Genomic DNA, 19652 nt, shown 5'->3' with positions numbered 1-19652 from the left:
ACGAGATCTTCGGGCTTCTGATAGTTGGCTAACAGACTGCTAAGCAGCTCGTCGGGCACTTCGTGTTTGCGTGGACTCATGGTGTCTCCGGGTCAGATGGCAGTTTCCTGCCAATGCCCCGTTTACACAAAATCTAGGATAGGCCCCCATGAAACCCCTACGCTTCACTAAACCAGGAAGACAGCGCCGATCTCGTTCCACGCCAAAGAACTCGCGTATCAGCTAGTCCATCGGCATCGCTTCGCATGAGCGCCGCTGCGCATTGCTCGCCATGTGACTCGTCCTGCTGCCGTCTTACGGTCGTTCTTCGACCAGACGACAACGTCCCTACGCATCTCGCTACGCATCTTGCCAAAAGACTGCGCGTCATGCGGCGAGATGAAGAAGACTAGCGTGTAGCCCTGAACAGTGCTCGCATGAATTGCATCATCTATGACAGCCGCCCGGCGGAACGCAGACAATTGGTCATGAGCGGCCACTGTTGCAAAGCGGTTCGCGCCGACTACTTCAAGCAGGTGGGGATTACGTAGAGCATGCGCCCAGAAGGGCTGTAAAGAAGTATCGAAGGCTAGGTTTGCGGCCGCCGCGCAGAGGTGCTGACCATCAACCCCACCGATATGCAGCTATCCGCGCTCCGCCGCGCTCTTCGGCTACCCGACAAGACGAACATGTGCCGCCTGCTTGCCTCGTCCCAAAGCCCGCCGTACCGAGAGCAGACCCGCATCGCCCAGACTGCGAGATCCTCTGCCTGACCTTGATCGTCCGCAGAGCAGAAGGGCCAAGCCCGACGCGCATCATTCTGCATCGTGTGACGCTGCCCCAAATTGCCTTGCAATGCCAACTACGGCGCGATTCGGCGCTATCGCATCAGCTGCATCAAAAGTACGGGGAGAAGCGTACAGGCGAGGAGGGGGGACGACCGCGCGCGCCTGGGACAAACCGCCCTGCTCAAGCGGTGACTGCAGCAGACGGTCACCCAAGCTTCCTCATCATCGCTTCGCACATACAGGATCTGAGTCAGATACGGGCGCGAAGCCCCGTCGATAGCCAGCCTTCTCGACGACTACGAGCGCTTTATGAAATTTCCGGAAGTCTGTCGCAGGACATACGCTAAACGCGACCATGGTAGTCGCTGGCGAGCCCAGGTACTTCAGCATCGCCTCTGGTTCGCCGATGACATCCCCCACTTTAATACGACCATCTGGCAACACATAAACTGACGTCTGAGTGAGGCTATCCTGACTCGATGAGCACGATGCTAGTGCAATTACAATTAGCAAGACGATATAACGCTTCATGTCGATTCACTCCACTGATCCACTGCAAGCGCCCCTTCGAGAGACATGAAGTGTCATAGCCATAGAGAAAAAAGGCGATACCCGCATTGACGTGAAAGCGATAACAGTGCGAGCAACGCTTTTGCGGAAGCCTGCATTCGCAATGATGCAAGGCGCTTGCAAACCCTTCCACAGAGTAATGCATTAATCTCCGTCTAAGCGATCGCCCTCACAGCACTCGACGACTAGTGGAATCAACTTCGCATAACAATAAAGACTAAGCAGCAAGTCATCGCGACTCTGAGCCATCGAGTAGAATCCAACACCCTGAATGATAGGTCTTAGCGAGCACACAAGTGAATCGGCTTTGACTACGCATTTTTCCTGAGCGATCGAAACCTCTATGTCTTCGCGAGGGAGAACAAAAATATCGCAGGAAAAGAAGCTCTGAAAACCAGGCGCGCCATCTAGCTTGATCCGAAAGTCGACCGGCCCGGTTACGGCGTCAGCACCATAACTAACATCACCCTTCCTTGCGCCCTTCTTTGCTATCAACCCGCAACCGGTGAATTGCCGCTCAAGCGCTTGAATGGCGTTCTTTCGCGTAAAAACTGGGCCAGGATAGTCATGCGGCAGCGAAAGAAATTCAAGGATACGGGCACGCCCAATATCATTGAACTCAGCCTTTAGAGAATCGCGTATCTGCCGCACCCTTTCCGATGACCGCTCAAACATCACCGCCTCGAGCGTATATCTAGCGAGCCGCGGATCACCAGCTATCCTACCCTCCACCTCCGTGCCGCGTGATAGGTCGAACAGATCCGCTCGTGATAAACCATTTTCCGCAAGCACATCGGATGCCCATTGAGAATGGTAGCCGAATCTGACCGCCCCCATGGTGTATGAAGCATTGCTCTCCATAGCCAATTCGGTCGCAAAACGATTGGCATCTTCCGGATACAGCCGCCAGAAGCTTTCCGCCTGCCTAAGTCCATGCGACGCCAAACGGCGGCACATTTCCTCGCCGCTTCCGCATAGGGACGCAACGCTTGCAAGATACGTCTCAATGTCGCTGCTCATGAATGTACAGACCACCTGTGCCGGTTCATTTTTTTGATCTAGGGTACACGGCATCTCCTGTCGCGTAGTAGATCATGCCGTTATTGTCCGGGCTACCATAAATATAGTTCCCATCTACCGGTATATGCCCCACGGTGATTCCAGTAGGAATATTAACTGTGCGCATCTTTTCGTTAGGGAAGAATTGCCCCCAATGCCCTGCGACCGCGGGAACGCCATCTTCATTTAAAGACCTTACATAGTCCTTGAGCTGCTCAATATTACCCGGTCGGCTGCAATCCCACTGACTGATAGGCTTGATCTCAAAAACGCTCCATGGATCACTTTGCCCACTTCGGATCATGAGGTCTACCACCCCATAGTTCTTATTGAAAATGTTGTAGGTCCTCTGCTCCATCTTAACTTCCATTGTAGGTAGCGCCAATGCAACGTCGGCCTGAATGACTTTATGGGCGGCCAAACCAAGCATCATCGACTTAAAAATGACGCGCCATTTGGCGTCTTGAGGTGCCACACCGCCCGCAAAACCCGATGGATCAATGATGGATACGGGGTTATTGTCAGCATACGCATACCCGTCCAATCCAGCCGCCATTCCAAGCGCGTCTTCGGATATGAACCGCCCCATGGCCGGCGCGTAGTACCGTGCCCGATAATAGTAAAGGCCACCACCGTCGTTTTCCCGACCCGTAAACTGATACGGATTGGTGAACGCTCCTGTCATGGAAGCGTTGCCGTATGAGTCATAACTGTAACGTTGCAATACGTTGGCATTGCTATCGGTAAGGGCTACGGTACTGCCGACCGCATCAGCCAAGAAGTAGCTTCGCCCTCCAACATCATTACGAGCGAACCGCTCGTCGACATTCAACCCTGTCAAGATCGGATTAACCACACCGCCAGCTGATTCTTGAACTGCATTCGGCCCGTCATAGAGATAGCTCGTCGCAACCCCTTGGATGGTCTTGGCGACCCTGCGACCCATAGAGTCATAGCTATAGCTTGCAACGGTAGCCGCCCCTTGCTTGACTTGCACGAGCTGATTGCGAGCGTTCCAGACGTAGGTGCTTGTACCGTCGCTGGTCAGGTTGCCGTTGGCGTCATAGGTAAGCGACTGGCCGTTGAATTGTGTTTGCCGGTTGTTGAGATCGAACTGCCCTGACTGCGCAGTCGCGTTTGAGCGCAGATTAGAAATAAAACTTCCCGACCTGCCGGTTCTTTGTCCCATCGCATCGTACGTATACGACAAGTCACCAATAGCCACGTTGCCAGCGGTGGCATATGTCAAGCCTACTAGCTCGTTTGCGTCATCGTAGCTGTAGGTAGCCTTGATACCATTCGGCAGCATCAAAGTTTGCCGACGATTCGCAGCGTCGTAGGTAAAATTCACCGCCTCACTGCCTTGAGTGAGGCTTTGCAGCTGATCGTTGTCGTTGTATTGGTAGCTAACTAACGCCTGACTGGCAGCCGACATAGTCTTGCGCAGCCCATTGGCGTAGTAGCTATATGCCACCACCCCCTGCGGAGTCGATTCTCCCGTCAGACGATCGAAATCATCGTAGCTTCGAGTCACTGTCCCGTAAGCCGAATCGGTGAACTGCTTCAAGCGCCCAATGCTGTCGTAGATGTCCGCTGTGATGGTGGCGCCATCTGCATATGTAAGCTTGGTAAATCTTCCTAAGGCGTCGCGCGAAGCGTAGGCAGTCACCTGCCCTTTGCGATCGGTGTAACTCAAGACGTTGCCAGCGCTGTCATAGGTCCAGCCCTCCGGCTGCCCCATAGCGTCGACACGTTGCTTGAGAAGATAACCTGGGAAATATTGGTAAGCGACTGTTCCCTGGTTAGGCAGCAGCACCTGCGTAAGGTGGCCCTCGTTATCGTACTGATAGCTCACGACCTGACCATCTGGCCCAGTAGCCGACTTGAGCCATCCATTGGTGTCGTAAACATTGACGGCCGCACGACCCAGCGGATCAATCGTGGCGAAGGTACGGCCGAGTGCATCCACCTGAAAGGTCGTTACACGCCCGAGGGCATCGGTGACCGTACTCAGGTCGTTCCCTTGATAGCTAAATTTCGTCTGATGCCCCAACGAATCGGTCACCTGAATTGGTAAACCACGCTCATTACACGCAGCCGACGACACCTGTCCCATTGGGTCTTTCGCACTTACCAGACAGCCTTGGGCATAGGTGAATTGCGTGGTGCGCCCCAGTTCGTCAATCACTGTCAGTGGCAAATTGTCACTCGTCCAGGTCATCTGCCGCGTCACGGCCTCAGATGTCCCAGACATTTGCGTAATGGTCAGCGGATTACCATTTCCATCGTACGTGTACGCCGTTTGCCGATTGAATGGATCGGTGACAGATAACACCTGACCAAAGCTATTTCGGCTGTAAGTAGTAGTCTGGGCCAACGGCGTACCTGCCGCCTGCGTCACTGATGCCGGATAGCCTGTCGCAACGTCAAAAATGGTCTTACGCACGCTGCCTAGCGGATCAGTGACATCAGTTTCTGCGCCACCAGCATTTGAGAGGTATGAGAATAGATAGACTCCACCATTGGCCAACACCTGTTTGCTGACCTGCTCGCCGCAATACGTATTGGTCATCACCGTGGCGCCATTGCGGTCGATCATGCTGCTCAGCGTACTGGGCATAGCAGCAGCGCAGCCTGAGCCACCGCCTATTGGTGGCAAGGTGAAGTCTTCGTTGTACTTATACGTGGCAAAGGTCTGGTCTGGATAAGTCACTTTGTCCAAAAAGTACATCGTTGCCTGTTGCGGATTACTTCCCGGCCCTGCGGCCGACCAGCCGGCCACTGGGAATGAGGCGTTGTGGTAGCTATACGCCCAAGTACGGCCCGTGTTATCGGCGATCTGCGACACATTGTTGTCGCTGTTGTACTGGAACGTCAGATAACGGCCGCTAGGAGAAATGATCTGCTGGATCAGACCTCCGCTGCGGACAATACGTATGCGATTGTCGAAACGATCGCGTATCTCATACAAGCCGCTATAGATGTCAAAGTAGTAGTGCGTGCCATTCGGCATACCCAGCACGTAACAAAAGGACATGCCAGCCTGGTCACACAAAGTGGCTCCGACGGGAGCGTCAAGGGTCGCACCGGCGAAGCTAGCGACATTGCCGCTGTAAACCCAGGTGCCGTCGCTCCCGGGATTGGAGTCGATCTGCGTGAACGGAGCCAACCAGTTGCCATCGGGCAGTCGTACGCCCGGGTTGGCCCAAACGCCATTGACGTACATGTCGTAATTGGAACGCCAACTGCCGAAACTACGCGAGTCCTGCGTCGTCGAGGCATCCATCAAGGCCGAATGGCCGACCCCATGCCACTGACGCGTTAGCTGGATAGGCATGACGTCGTTGATCGCGACGTCGGTATGGTTCTCCACCAGCGTGCCGCTAAGCAGATCCACCGGGTCGCCGCAGCAGGGGCCGCCAGGCTTGGCCGCGTTCGGGTCGCCCGGATGCTGAGTACCCATGCTCCAGCTGCCCGACGTGAGCGCCGTCAGGCGCACACCGCTTTCGGCCTTGAGCTGAGTCCCGTCCGGCGTGATCTGCCCTTTGCCGTAAGTGCGCCACCCATCAACAGGCGAATAGGCGATGAAATCGGCCGGATAGCCCGGCTTGACCCGACCATAGTTGGGGTACGTCAGGGTAATGCCCTGAGGAACATCGGCGTGCACGTTCTGCACGACCGCGCCGCCGGGCTGCAGGCTGAAGTACACCGGGAAGTTGACCGGCGTCGGATACGGCGCGCGATCCGTCGGCATCGGCACGATCGCCAATTCGGTCACGATCTTGCCGTTGTGATCGCGGAATACGGTGCCCGCGGGGATATGTACTTCCAGGCCCGGCATGTCCGGATGCGTCACCACCATATCGTGGGTCGTGGGCGACGGGACCTCGATACGATCGCGATCGAGAATGCGCGGAAGATACATGCGGTAGGGCAAGCGAGCTTCTGCCCCATCAACATCTATGCCGACCTCGAACTGCCCATAGCGATGGCTAGCATCACCCGCGCCACTGCCATCGACGAACAACGACTGATGCCCGCGCGGCACACCGCTCAGCAGAAAGCCGCCCTGTTCGTCCGTATAGGCATAGGCCTTGCCGACGGATACGCGCACGCGTGCGATAGGACGGCCATCCACTAGGCGCACTTGTCCCGTGACCATGGATTCCGTAGCGACCACCGCCTTTGCCCGCGCTTTCCTGTCATGGACAAGCGCAGCGACCCGCTCCTCGGGCGCCATATCCGGCAGATTTACACGCCAGTGACCGCCATCTGGGCCACCTGCATTGTCCTGGCCCGGATACCACGCCCCATCGTCGAAGTAGCTCTTGTCCCTGCAGAGCTGCGGCTTTCGGAGCACCTCGGGACGGCAGACACGAAGCGACGCGGCATGGCCGAGTTTGTCCATGCCAGTGCTGCGGTAGTAAGTGATACCAGAAGCAGCATCCGACGCTCCGCCATGCCGCGCATCCGACGCCACCGTCACGTGGGCCGCGTTACCGGCCTGCTGCCCGGTCAGATCCTGATCGTGGGCGCCGAGCGCCGCGGTGGTGAACTTGAAGGTGGTAAAGGGGAGCACCTGCCCCTTTCCATCTTTCACACCTGACATAACGACGGTGTAGTGCGTTGCCGGCAACAGGTCCTCGTCGGGGATGACAAAAGCCAGGCGCCCGCCCTGCACGCCCGCAATGCTTGCCCCTACAGGGCCGGCCGGGCCGATCAGTGAGACGTTGGCGGCGGAGACGGAAGCGTTCTCGACGGGGATGCTGAAACGAACACCCACTAAGGCACCCGGGGCGACCGCCTCCTGATCCGAGCCTGGATGCGTTGCAACGACCTTCAGAAGCGCCTGATCCGCGAGGGGACCCGCCTTGGCCTCGAACCGCCATGTCACCGGATCGAAGCTCTGCCGTCCCGCCATGGGGCGCAGTTGCTCGTCCAATCCCCCCGAGAAAACCACGGTGCCATCCTCGCGGAGCATCGTGCCCTGACCGTAGCGCGGCCCGAACGGCACCCCCAGCGCCTGTCCACTACCGGTGCGCGGATCCCAAAGCGTGGCTTGTTCAAGGTAGCGGTTCGAGGCGTTCCATCCCCCGGTGACAAGCACCTGTCCATCGCTGAGTACCGTGAAGGCCTGCCCTACGCCGGCCGGCAACGCGGGGAGCTCGGCTGGCTCGAAGCGGTTCGCCTGCGGGTCGAACCACAAGCCATCACGGAGCAATTTCCCGCTCATATCCGCACCGCCCCAGATCAGCACCCGCCCGTCGGGAAGGACCGCCGCGGTGGCGCCAACTCTTCGTTCGGGCAGCGGCACTTTCTGTTCGCCTGCCACCCCCTTGGAGCGAAGTACCAGCTGCTTCGCGTCCATGGTCATCGCACGCCCATCGGGCAGGATCAGCGGCCGCATCTCCAAATCGCCCAATGCCGTCAACGTATCCATCGATACGTCAGCATCCAGTGCGATGGTTTGCTGCGCCGACAGGATGGAAGCCAAGCTCACACCGGACAGAGCGACAAGCCCCCAGCCCAGCGCGGTGATATGGAAACGGTCCTTGATTCCAGACATGGTCAATCCTTGGATGTGAGATGCGCCGCGCTGTGCGCGCGGCGCCCTGCTGCCATTGCGATGCTGCTACTGCGCTATTGCACGGTTACGTTCATGGTTGCTGTCACGCCGTAGTAAGGCGAGAGGATGACCGTATAGGTGCCCGTCTGCGACATATTTTGCAGGCTGACCGTGCCGCCATTAGGCCCGCCACTGGGCGTGGTGTTCTGCCAACCCGAGCCGTCCGGACGACTCACATAGACGCTGAGGTTCTGCCCGGTGGGCGCTGTCACGTAGCTGCCGATGGTGAGCACCTTGCTCTGACCCGCGGTACCGCTGAAAGTCAGGCGGGCTGCCTGTCCAATACGCGTCACGCTCACAGGTTGTGCAACGCCCGCCACGAGGCTGGCGGTCACGTCATGGCTGAGCGTCGTCGTGCAATTGAACGAGTCCTTCCCCGACGTGCTTCCAATGACCACTACGTAGCTACCCGCCGCAAGGTTCCACAACGACGCACGTGCGGTGCCCGTCGTGCTAGAGGTGGCAAGCGTCGTGCTCGCGACCGAGCTGCCGCTGGCGTTGTAGACATTCACGGTGATGCTGGAACCGGTGACGCTCATACTCAGACCACTTAGACCGAGCTCAAGGTTCTCCCCCGCCGCCGCCGTGAAGGTGTAGTAGACGCTCTGTCCGTAGTTGCCCCCCAAGGTCTTGGTATCGCCATCGGCCACGATGGCGCCCCCTAGTGGTGGCAGCAACGTCAGTTGAAGCGACGCGGGCAAGCCATAGTCCTGACCCACCACCACCGTATAGGTGCCCGTGACTGGCAGGTTTCGCAGATTGATCGTCTGTGTGGAGGTCATCGTACTGGACTGCCACTGGCTACCGTTGGGCTGATAGATCGTGACGGTCACACTGTTGCCGGAAGGCGTCGTGCTGAGGCTACTCACCGCCAAGGCGAGGTTCTGCCCCGCCGTCACGTTCAGGGTAAGCCGTTCGTTTCTGCCCGGCTGCGAAAGATCGAGCGACAGCGCCTGATTGAGCGTCAGCGTGCCAGTGACGTCTCGCGTCAGCGTTCCCGACACTGTAAACGCACATCCCGACACCACGATTTGATAATTCCCACCGGCGAGACCCCACAAGTGCATGCGGAAGCCCTTGCCGGGGTTGGAGGAATACCAGGTGCCGCTCCCGACGTTATTGCCATTGGCATCGTAGGCGGCCACCCCCAGCGAAGTGCAACCGCTGACGGTGACATTGCTTAAGGCGAATTCGAGGTTGTCGCCTGCAGAAGCGGTGAAAGAGTAGTAAGCGTTCTGACCAGCGAAGGTCGAAAGCGCCTGCGTCGGACCATCGGGCGTCAGGGTCGCGGCTGCGCCGGCGGACAACAGAATCTGCGCGGTGGCGGGGAGACCGTAATCCGGCTGAACCAGCACGGTGTAATTCCCTGTCGCGGGAACGTTCGGCACGTTCATCACGCCCGATTGCTTCAGGCCCGCGCTGGTCAAGCTCGTGCCATCTGGCTTGAGCACGGTCACCGTCACGTTACCGCCCGTCGGCATGGTGACCGGGTTGGTGATCGACAGCGTATACGTCTGCCCCGCCGTGCCGGCAAACCCCAGGCGGATGGATTGTCCCGGTCGCGTCAAACTGACCGATTGGGCCTGTCCCTGCGCCAAATTAGCGACTAGGTCACGCGTCAAGGTGATCTGATAACTCATGGTTGATGAGCTATCGGGGCTGACGATGACCGAGTAGCGCCCACCGGAAAGATTGGACAGACCGAGGCGACAGCTAGACGCGGGATTGACCTGCTCGCACGTAATGTTCGATGCGACCAGATTGCCCTTCGGGTCGTATACCCTCGTGTTCGACGACGTATAGGAGCCGGCGGAATTTTTGATGCCATTCAACGCCAACTCGAGGTTGTCCCCGGAGGCGGCGGAGAAGGTGTAGTAGGCATTGACGCCAGGTCCAGCGGTGGTCGACAGGCTCGGACCGTCGATCACCAGCTCGCCCCCGGGCTGTCTGGTGAGCTGGAAGGACACGTTCTCTGTCGTGCTCGACGTCGGCCCCACCGTGACCAAATAGTCCGCATCGGTCTTCAGCGCCGGCATATTCAACGTCGTCGCGGCCGATTTCGTCGCGGTGACCACCTGAGTCCCGCTGGCATCGTTGACGGAGACCGCAACGTTCTGCCCTTGAGGGGTGGTGGCCACGGCAGGCACCTGCAATACCAGCCCAGGGACGGCCTTGAAGAGCAACCGCTTCGACTGGCTATTGATGGTCGTGGCCACCACCGTGACGTTCGGATCGTCCACCATCAAAGGAACGGCGGCCTCCAATCCCATTGTCAGGTTCGCTGCCGATGCAGCGCCGCCCGAGCCATTGCCCTTGACATAAACACTATACGTTCCGGCGCTGCGCAACTTTGGCAGATGCACGGTGGGCGATGAGGTCGACATCGTGCCAGACACCAATAGCTGGTTATTGGTGTCGTAGACGCTGTAGGACAGCGTAGTCGCCACGCTTAGTACATTGAGCTGGAGGGTCAACCAGGCATTGACCCGCGTATCGCCGGCGTCGAACAGCAGGACGCCATACTTGGTAGATGGCACGGATAGCACCTGTGCGCCACCTAACGGAAGACGGGCGGTTACTGCGACATTGGCGGCGCCGATGCTACTGGGAACCACCACCAGATCCGTGGTACTCGTGGCGGTGCCAAAGGCTGTCTGTACAACGACACGCCCGGAGCCGGAGCTCGCAGGTGCCGCGAACACGATGCTGCCGTCAGTGATGGAGGTCGTCACCACCGGCTGCGCATTCAAGGTGACGTTGGTCTGCCCTGCCACGGGGGCCAGGTGTTGACCCAGCACGGTCACCGAGGTCCCTGCAGCGACAATGGACGGCGTCACCGAGGTGATAACGGGCGGCAAGCCACTTCCGTCAACGATGAAGGAGTCAATACTGGTCGCTGTGTTGCTGCCGACCGTGACCGAGATCGGACCGGTCGTCGCACCGGCCGGCACTTGAGTGACCAGCGTCGTCGCCGTGGCTGAAAGCACCGTCGCCGCGGTGCCATTGAAGCTGAGGCTGTTCGCCGATGCCGTGGTACTAAAGCCTTGGCCGCTGACGGTCAGGGTTAGACCTGGGGCACCATGGTTGGGGGCGAATGCGAAGATGCGCAGCTGGCCGGCCGCTACATCCAGTACCTGCTGCAGGTTGCCCATGTTGTCGTAGACGTATTGGCTGCCGCTGCCATCGGCCACCGTCGCGGCGACTAGGCGCCCGTTACCGTCGTACGTGTAGGTCTGCGCCAGCGCGGGACTGGTGCCTAGCACACACAGGAAGACGGCTAGCAGTCCATACCCGAATAGAAGAAACGCGCCGCGCCAGCCATTCTTGAAGCTTCGCGCGCGCGAATGCGTCGAACTCCGTCCGCCATCCCTGAGCATCGGCCTGACCCTTGCGGTTGTCGATGTTCGGCACGGGCAATCCCATGCCGCCACTATTCCTTGTGCGCCGTATACTCCTACGTCACGCTTACGCCTTTCAATCAGCAAGTTTTTGCGATTAAGGCTGCCGCTGCATTCCAGGAGTTCGTCTTGTGAAGGATTCACACGGGCAAAAACTATCTGCGCTTTTTGCGATGGCTCTGCTCGCCTTAGGCGGGTCGCTGATGGTGTTGCGCGCCGTCGCGGGTCCAGTGCCATCACGGGATCAAGCGCCCCTGATCACCCTGGGTAAGCAATTGTTCTTCGACGCTCGCCTGAGCGCAGACGGGAAGACCAGCTGCGCCACCTGCCATCAGCCAGACCATGCCTATACGGATAACCACTCCGTAGCACGCGGCGTGTTTGGCCTCACCGGCACGCGCAATACCCCGAGTCTGTTGAATGTGCCCGAGGACGGTGCGCTGTTCTGGGACGGTCGTCGCGAGAGGCTCGAAGAAGCTGTCCTCGATCCACTGACGCATCCGCGGGAACTGGCTTTCAGTGACGACGCGAAGTTAGCCGCACTGATGCAATCGGCGGCCTACCGTAAACCTATACACGACGCCTTTGGAGCTGAGCCGGACGCATCCGAATGGCGGTCGAGCGTCGGTCTGGCGTTAGCAGCGTACGTTCGCAATCTACCGCACCCCGAAACAGCATTCGATCGCTATCGCGCCACGCACGACCCTTCTGCCATGAGCCATGAAGCACGCGAAGGGCTGCGCATCTTCAGCGGCAAGGCTGGCTGCGCTTCCTGCCATCGAACCGACGGCTCCTCCGCGCCATTCACCGACCATCGCTTTCATGCGACAGGCACTGGACTACAGAAGGTAGCCGGCCACCTGCCCGCCTTGACGATGCAAGCCGCGGCGATCGCCACGGATGGCGGTACGGTGGGGCGGGAAATCGCGTCGCATGATGACCTAGCGGCCACAGGCCGCTTCATGGTGACGCACCAGCCTGCGGATGTCGGGCTTTTCCGCACACCGTCACTGCGCTACGTCGCACAGACGGCGCCATACATGCATGACGGCAGTGTCGCCACACTCGCAGATGCTGTTGACCAGGAGGTGTATTGGCGCGGCCTGTTCAGCGGGCATCCCGTGTCGCTGACCGTATCCGAGCGCCAGGCTCTCATCGCCTTTCTGCAGGCCTTGTCCCCGGGATCTCCTGCGACCAAGCCAACTGCACCGCCACCCGCTAGCCCTTGACCGGAGCCAGGACTCTTAGGCGTAGCTCTGCGCCGGCGGCATGCACCGCTGGCTTCGCTTTTTCGGCGCCAGTAGCCGAGCCGATATAGAGCACGGCTAACTGAGGTATCGAGCGAGGAGGAACGTTATCGAAAGCGGCCATGAGGACTTCCGCCGTACGGTCTGGATCAGCCCCCGTCACAACGACCATGTTTCCGGGAACGGCGGTCTGGTCGAGCAGGCTATGGATGACCGAGACGATGTTCCTACGCTCCTCGACCGCCATGGCAGCATCTCCTGCGGGAACGATGAACGTATAGGGGTGCGTGTCCGGATCGTGCGTCTCGGCCAAAATGACCTTTCCTGCAAACGCTCGCCAAGCAGGCAGGTCGTCTGAACGCGAGGGGGGCACCAAGTCATTCGGAGCTGCTCTGGGTGTAGCGTCAACCGCCGGATCTGCTGGGTGGCTACACCCCATCAATAAGGTAGCCAATACCCATGGACCTAGAACACTCAAGATCTTCATCAAAAGACGTCCTGTCTAACACTCCAATCAGACTACCCGCCCATCACTACGGCTTGCAACGCAAACCGCATCAACTGGAGATGTCCGCTTCGGATCGAAAGCGGACGTCAGCCAAATGGCCAGCGTCGTGGAAAGTTTGTCTTTGGAATGTCCCCTGCCGTCGTGTCCAAGCTAAAGGACAGCTTGTAGTCTTGAGTGGCATCAACGCCCACCTCGACGACAAGTCGCGGCCAGCGCTCAGAGGACAAATTTGGGACATCTTCGGGAAGAGCGAGCAAAGCGGCCCCGAGTTGCCGTAGCTCACTCGCATTCCCGATCACCATTAGACCGTCTTCCTTGCCGGCATAGCGAACGAGACGCATAAGTTCGCCTAACGGCCGCTTTTTTTCGCCCACATGAGAGGTTTATATAGACTTGACTTTGGGCAAGCAAAGAAGAAGTAACTCGCCCCGCGGCAGCGGGGCGAAACACTCGCCAAAGGCGAGACCCAGATGCGACAGCACCACATCGAGCGCCACCACTACTGGATGATTCGCTTCGCTCACCCCTTCGGGGCCGCCCTGCGGGCGTTCTTCGCGCTACGCGCTCGTCCGGCCTACGCCGGAATGACGAGGATCATCAACCGCGCGGCCGCCACCCCACCATGCTCCCGAGCACACCATCACGCCGCACCAACCCGTGATAAAGCGCCGCCCCAAGATGCCCAAGAAAAGTGACGAACAACAACAACGCCAACCACGCATGCAAATGCCGCAACACCGCAAACACCGCCGCATTCGCCGGCAAAATCGCCGGTAGGCGCAACGAGTGACTCAACATCACCGGATACCCGCCCGCCGACAACATCCCCCACCCCACCAGCGGCAACGCCAGCATCAAGCCATACAACAACCAATGCGAAGCCAATGCCGCCCACCGCTGCAACAGCGGCAGATCCGCCGGCAACGGCGGCGGCGGATGCCGCAAGCGCACCGCCAGGCGCACCACCGCCAGCAGCAGGATCGCAACTCCCAGCGGCTTGTGCAGCCGCACCAGCCAATCGTGCCGCTCCGACACCGAAGCCACCATCCCCACGCCAATGAACAGCATCGCGATGATCAGGATCGCCATCAGCCAATGCAGCAAGCGCGCGGGCCACACGAACATATCGGTCGGGCGTGCCATCAGCGGGCCTCCTTCTTCGCCATCGCACTATCGGGCAAGTGCGCTTCCTCGCTGGTGCGACGCAGATACGAATCGGCATAAGCCGCCGAACGCGCGGGCAACAATGGATCGTCCGAAGCCTGGATGCCGTCCGGCAGCACCAGCGGGTCGTAGTTGATGTCGCGGCAGGGGCCGCTGTCCTGCGGCTGCGTCGCGGTCAACTCCAGCGTGCCGGCATCGATCTCGCGACGCTCGGCGGGCCAGGTCCTGGTGGCATCCGAAGTAGGATCGCCGGGATCGGCCAGCGTCACCCGCAGATGCCAGCGCAAGGGACCGGCCGCCAGTCGCTGCACCAGGTCGGCCGCGAGATAATCCTCGCCCTGGCCTGCGCTGCCGTCCGCCGTCGCTTCCGGCACCATCCGCCAGCGCACCGCGTGATGGGCGCCCTGCGCATCGACCAGCTCGAACGCGTTCAAGCTCCAATAGCTGTCCACCGCATAGCTGGACGAGGGCTTCGCACCCTTGACCCAGGCAAGGAACGCCGCGGTTTCCGGATGCGCAGCAAAGAACGCGCCGACCTTGGCCGGATCCGGCTTGCCGGTGCCTGCAACGGGTTGCTGGGCCTGCAGCAAGGCGTAGAACGCCTGCGGCGTGGCCACCGGAAACACCGGCATGCTGTTCATGCCCGTACGCCACTGCTGCCCATTGGCTTGGGTTAGCCGCAGCGCCATGCTGCGGATCGGCGCACTGCTGTCCGGCGCGTAAGGATTGCCACCGGGAATGGCGAAACGCCCGACCACCGGCACCACACCGGGAGCGAACAGCTGTGCCCTCGAATACGGCTGCAATGCACCGTTGCCGGTGAACGTGCCCGCCACGCACACGCCCTTGGCGTGGTTGCGGCGATAGCCCGGATGCACGCCGGCATTGGCCTGCAGCTGATCGACCAGCTTCTGCGCGCTGAGCCGGCCCGGCGCAAGCCAGCCGCCCGCGTAACCGAAGCCCGCAGCGAGCGCCAGCGGTGCGCCGACAATCACTCCATAACGCCACCAGCCACCGACGCGCCACAGTGCGCGACGCACTGCCCCACTCCCGTTCGATCCCATGACACCTGCCTTTTGGCTAGCCGACGATGCGCTGTTTTCGTAGGGACAACTCTGGAGGTTACCTCTCAGAGAAGCCTCTGCCTGCCTAACGGATGGCCGATGGCCAGGCCAGCCTGATGTCCGCAAAAAGAAAGGCATCCTGTGCGGGGCCCCTGGGATCGCCCCGAAAGCAAACGCGAGGTTCTGCATTCGGGAGGCAACGATGCTCATGGACGACTTCCACCCGGGTCGATGAGCAAGGTGTGAAATCCGCCCAAGAAGCGAGAATCCGGGCCTTGCGTCACGCTTTTCAAAGCCGTGATGCAGACCTCGTTCGTACTGACGGCGCCTTCACGCCGCGCCCAGTATCTAGTCACCCGTCGGGACGGTCTTGACCCCCCTTTCAACCCTCCCGACAGGCTATTTCCCAACGGATGGCCTGGCCCCCGCAAGGGGGCCATTTTTATGGGCGTCATAAAAACGGGCGCCCATAAAAAAACCGCCGGGCGAACCCGGCGGCTTCTGTTCTCGATCAGGCAGATCGATCAGACAGGAATGGCGCTTACTTGCCGCCTTCCTTTTCCATCAGCTTCGCGACCATGCTGGCCGGCACTTCCTCATAGTGGTCGAACTCCATGGTGAAGGTGCCGCGGCCGCTGGTGGCCGAGCGCAGGAAGTTGATGTAGCCGAACATCTCCGCCAGCGGCACGAAGCCCTGCACGAAGGCGTTGGTGCCACGCTGGCCCTGGTCGCTGATCGAACCGCGGCGGCGGTTGATGTCGCCGATCACGTCGCCGAGGTAGTCGGCTTCGGTGACCACTTCGAGCTTCATCACCGGCTCCAGCAGCTTCGGGCTGGACATCCGGTGCGCTTCGCGGAAGCACGCCTTGCCGGCGATTTCGAAGGCCAGCGCGGACGAGTCGACGTCGTGGTACTTGCCGTCCACCAGGCGCGCCTTGAAGTCGAGCACTTCATAGCCGGCCACCTGACCTTCGCGCGACTCCACCATCACGGCATGTTCCACCGCCGGGATGTATTCGCGCGGCACGCGGCCACCGACGATCTCGTCGGAGAACACCACGCCGCTGCCCGGCTCGCCCGGCTCGAAGATGACCTTCACTTCGGCGAACTGGCCCGAACCGCCGGACTGCTTCTTGTGCGTGTAGGTGTGCTCGACGGTCTTGCCGAACGCTTCGCGGAAGCTGACGCGCGGCTTGCCCATGCTCGCATCCACGCCCAGCTCGGTGCGCATGCGGTCGATGGTGATCTCAAGGTGCAGCTCGCCCATGCCCTTGAGCACGGTCTCGCCGGTTTCCTTGTCCACTTCGAGCTTCAGCGACGGATCGGCCTTGACCATCTTGTAGAGCGCGCTGGACAGCTTGTCGATGTCGTTGCGGTTCTTCGGCTCCACCGCCACGCTGATCACCGGGTCGGGGAAGCGCATGCGCTCCAGCAGCACCGGATGCGCCGGATCGGTGAGCGAGTCGCCGGTCTCGGTTTCCTTCAGCGAGACGAAGGCGCAGATGTCGCCGGCGCGCACTTCCTCGATGTCCTTGGTGGCATTGGCCTGCACTTCGACGATGCGGCCGATGCGTTCCTTCTTGCCGCGGGTGACGTTCTGCAGCGTGTCGCCCTTCTTGATCACGCCGGAGTAGATGCGGCAGAAGGTCAGGCTGCCGAACTGGTCGTTGATCACCTTGAAGGCCAGCAGGCGCGCCGGGGCTTCGTCAACCACGCCCTGTTCGCCGACGACGTGACCGTCCTCGTCGACCAGCGCGATGCCGCCGTTCTCGCCCGGGTACGGCATGTAGTCGACCACGGCGTCCAGCAGCTGCTGCACGCCCTTGTTGCGGTACGAGGAGCCGCAGAACACCGGCACCAGCTTGCCGGTCACGCAACCCTTGCGGATCGCCTTCTTCAGCAGTTCCAGGCTGAAATCACCGCTCTTGACGTAGGTTTCCACATCGCCCGCGTGCAGCAGCTTGTCGAAGGCCTCGTCGTCCATCTCCAGCGCGCGCTCGATGGTTTCCTCATGCAGCTTGGCCAGGTTTTCCACCCACTCGCGGTCGCCCGTGGCGGTGAACTGGCACTTCGGATGGCTGGCGACCTGGTCCAGCGGGATGCTCTCCCAGGTGCTGTCCTTGTCGTCGCCCTGCCAGATATAGGCCAGGCCGGTGACGAGGTCGGCCATGCCGATGAACTCGTCGTTGCTGCCGAGCGGCACCTGGCACAGCAGCGCATTGGCGCCCAGGCGGTTCTTGATGCCGTCGACGGAGTGCTTAAAGTTCGCGCCGATGCGGTCCATCTTGTTGACGTAGCACATGCGCGGCACGTTGTACTGGTCGGCCAGGCGCCAGTTGGTCTCGGTCTGCGGCTCGACGCCGGCCACGCCGTCGAACACCACCACGGCGCCGTCCAGCACGCGCAGCGAGCGGTTGACTTCGATGGTGAAGTCCACGTGCCCGGGGGTGTCGATCACGTTGATCTGGTGGCCCTTCCACTCGGTCGACACGGCGGCCGACTGGATGGTGATGCCACGCTTGCGCTCCTGCTCCAGGTAATCCGTGGTGGTGGAGCCCTTGCCGTCCTTGGTGTCGTGCACGTCGACGATCTGGTGCTTCTTGCCGGTGTAGTACAAGACGCGCTCGGTCGTGGTGGTCTTGCCCGCGTCGATGTGGGCGATGATCCCGATGTTGCGATAGAGCGTTAGCGGTTTCTGGCGTGGCATACGGCCGTTCCGATAGGTGAGGTGAATGGGTCGGGTGGAATTTAGCCCCCTAATGTTAGGGGTTTGGCTTAGAGATTCCAGTGGCGCGACACGGCGATCGCCCGAAAACCGACGCCGGACCGCCCCAAACCCTTACCCCAGGCGGCCTCGCCGCCTACCCCGCCCGGCGCCAAACCTACGTACCCGTACGGGCAAATCGGCGCCAGTTGGCTAAAATGCCCCGCTTTCACGCCCAAGACGGACCCGAGACTCGTGATCATCAACCCCAAGATCCGCGGCTTCATCTGCGTCACCGCCCACCCCACCGGCTGCCGCCAGAACGTGCTCGAGCAGATCGGCATCACCCGCCAGGCGGGCGCCGCCGCCCCAACTGGCCCCAAGCGGGTCCTGGTGCTGGGCGCTTCCACCGGCTACGGACTGGCCTCGCGCATCGCCGCGGCATTCGGCTTCGGGGCGGCGACCCTGGGCGTGTTCTTCGAGAAGCCCTCCAGCGAGGCCAAGCCCGGCACCGCCGGCTGGTACAACAGCTGGGCCTTCGACGAGGCGGCCAAGCAGGCCGGCCTGTACAGCAAGTCGATCAATGGCGACGCCTTCGCCAACGAGACCCGCCAGCGGGCCATCGAGATCATCCAGAACGAAATGGGCGGCCCGATCGACCTGGTGGTCTATTCGCTGGCCTCGCCCGTGCGCAAGCTGCCGGATACCGGCGAGGTCGTGCGTTCCGCCCTCAAGACGGTGGGCGAAACCTTTACCGCCACCTCGGTCAACACCGACAAGGACGAAGTGATCCAGGCCACGGTGGAGCCGGCCACCGAGCAGGAGATCAAGGACACCGTCACCGTGATGGGCGGCGAGGACTGGGCGCTGTGGATCGATGCCCTCAGCCAGGCCGGCGTGCTCGCACAGGACGCCAAGACGATCGCCTACAGCTACGTCGGCACCGAGATCACCTGGCCGATCTACTGGCACGGCACCCTGGGCAAGGCCAAGCAGCACCTGGACAACACCGCCAGCGAGCTGCGCCAGCGCCACCCCGGCGTGGACGCCCGCGTCGGCGTGATGAAGTCGGTGGTGACCCAGGCCAGCGCGGCGATCCCGGTGATCCCTCTGTACGTGTCGCTGGCCTTCCGCATCATGAAGGAAAAGGGCATCCACGAAGGCTGCATCGAGCAGGCCAACCGCCTGCTGCGCGAATTCATGTACCGCGCCGACGGCAAGCCCGCGCCGCTGGACGCCGATGGCCGCCTGCGCCTGGACGATTGGGAACTGCGCGACGACGTGCAGCAGGCCTGCAAGGCGCTGTGGCCGACGGTGACCACCGCCAACCTGAAGCAGATCACCGATTACGAAGGCTTCAAGGCGGAGTTCCAGAAGCTGTTCGGCTTCGGGCGCAAGGACGTCGATTACGCAGCCGAGGTCGATCCGGACGTGCGCTTCGACGTCGTGCAACCCTGATCCCGCATGCAGCGGGCGTAGGTTGGGGTGAGCGCAGCGAACCCCAACCTGCGCCGACTGCGTCAGAACTGAGCAAGGGCGCCTCGA

Annotated in this window: 9 protein-coding genes; 2 read left to right on the top strand and 7 right to left on the bottom strand. The window is 60.7% G+C overall.

Annotation, left to right across the window (positions count from 1 at the left end):
• Nucleotides 1–1481: 1481 nt before the first annotated feature.
• The 3 genes from AB4083_RS21455 to AB4083_RS21445 form a co-directional block, all read right to left on the bottom strand.
• Nucleotides 1482–2357, bottom strand: a complete 876-nt coding sequence (locus AB4083_RS21455; RefSeq protein ID WP_441610546.1) for a hypothetical protein — start codon at nucleotides 2355–2357, stop codon at nucleotides 1482–1484.
• 25 nt (nucleotides 2358–2382) lie between these two features.
• Nucleotides 2383–7962, bottom strand: coding sequence for an RHS repeat-associated core domain-containing protein (locus AB4083_RS21450; RefSeq protein WP_441610545.1), 5580 nt, complete (start codon nucleotides 7960–7962; stop codon nucleotides 2383–2385).
• A 74-nt stretch (nucleotides 7963–8036) separates the two neighbouring features.
• The gene (locus AB4083_RS21445) at nucleotides 8037–11399 is read right to left on the bottom strand and encodes a beta strand repeat-containing protein (RefSeq protein ID WP_441610544.1); all 3363 of its coding nucleotides are present in this window, start codon (nucleotides 11397–11399) and stop codon (nucleotides 8037–8039) included.
• Between the two features lie 152 nt (nucleotides 11400–11551).
• Here AB4083_RS21445 and AB4083_RS21440 point away from each other — a divergent pair, with 152 nt between their 5' ends.
• Nucleotides 11552–12649 carry a cytochrome-c peroxidase gene (locus AB4083_RS21440; protein WP_441610543.1) on the top strand — a complete coding sequence of 366 codons (1098 nt, stop codon included), beginning with the start codon at nucleotides 11552–11554 and terminating at the stop codon, nucleotides 12647–12649.
• Here the strand turns inward: AB4083_RS21440 and AB4083_RS21435 are convergent.
• The 4 genes from AB4083_RS21435 to fusA all read right to left on the bottom strand — a co-directional run bounded on the left by AB4083_RS21435 (nucleotide 12639) and on the right by fusA (nucleotide 18110).
• Nucleotides 12639–12980: a hypothetical protein gene (locus AB4083_RS21435; RefSeq protein ID WP_441610542.1), complete on the bottom strand. Its 342-nt coding sequence runs from the start codon at nucleotides 12978–12980 to the stop codon at nucleotides 12639–12641. The two genes, AB4083_RS21440 and AB4083_RS21435, sit on opposite strands and share 11 nt — an antisense overlap.
• A gap of 792 nt (nucleotides 12981–13772) precedes the next feature.
• Nucleotides 13773–14318 carry a cytochrome b gene (locus AB4083_RS21430; RefSeq protein WP_441610541.1) on the bottom strand — a complete coding sequence of 182 codons (546 nt, stop codon included), beginning with the start codon at nucleotides 14316–14318 and terminating at the stop codon, nucleotides 13773–13775.
• On the bottom strand, nucleotides 14318–15379 hold the full coding sequence (locus tag AB4083_RS21425; protein WP_441610540.1) for a catalase family peroxidase: 1062 nt from the start codon (nucleotides 15377–15379) through the stop codon (nucleotides 14318–14320). The genes AB4083_RS21430 and AB4083_RS21425 overlap by 1 nt, the downstream gene beginning before the upstream one ends.
• A gap of 565 nt (nucleotides 15380–15944) precedes the next feature.
• Complete coding sequence (fusA, locus tag AB4083_RS21420) at nucleotides 15945–18110, bottom strand: elongation factor G (RefSeq protein ID WP_441610539.1); 2166 nt, start codon at nucleotides 18108–18110, stop codon at nucleotides 15945–15947.
• 252 nt (nucleotides 18111–18362) lie between these two features.
• Here fusA and fabV point away from each other — a divergent pair, with 252 nt between their 5' ends.
• Nucleotides 18363–19565 (top strand): enoyl-ACP reductase FabV, encoded by a 1203-nt coding sequence (gene fabV, locus AB4083_RS21415; protein ID WP_441610538.1) that lies wholly within the window; start codon nucleotides 18363–18365, stop codon nucleotides 19563–19565.
• Nucleotides 19566–19652 lie beyond the last annotated feature (87 nt).

This window comes from Dyella sp. 2RAB6 (genome assembly GCF_052115385.1).
Classification (GTDB): Bacteria; Pseudomonadota; Gammaproteobacteria; order Xanthomonadales; family Rhodanobacteraceae; genus Dyella_D.
The sequence above is the reverse complement of the archived record's forward strand: the minus strand, read 5'-3'. Positions and strand labels throughout refer to the sequence as shown.

What these genes read in the sequence shown, in the direction of transcription:
- AB4083_RS21455 (WP_441610546.1), bottom strand. Translation starts at nt 2,357, where the DNA reads ATGAGCAGCGACATTGAGACGTATCTTGCAAGCGTTGCGTCCCTATGC.
- AB4083_RS21450 (WP_441610545.1), bottom strand. Translation starts at nt 7,962, where the DNA reads ATGTCTGGAATCAAGGACCGTTTCCATATCACCGCGCTGGGCTGGGGG.
- AB4083_RS21445 (WP_441610544.1), bottom strand. Translation starts at nt 11,399, where the DNA reads ATGCTCAGGGATGGCGGACGGAGTTCGACGCATTCGCGCGCGCGAAGC.
- AB4083_RS21430 (WP_441610541.1), bottom strand. Translation starts at nt 14,318, where the DNA reads ATGGCACGCCCGACCGATATGTTCGTGTGGCCCGCGCGCTTGCTGCAT.
- fusA (WP_441610539.1), bottom strand. Translation starts at nt 18,110, where the DNA reads ATGCCACGCCAGAAACCGCTAACGCTCTATCGCAACATCGGGATCATC.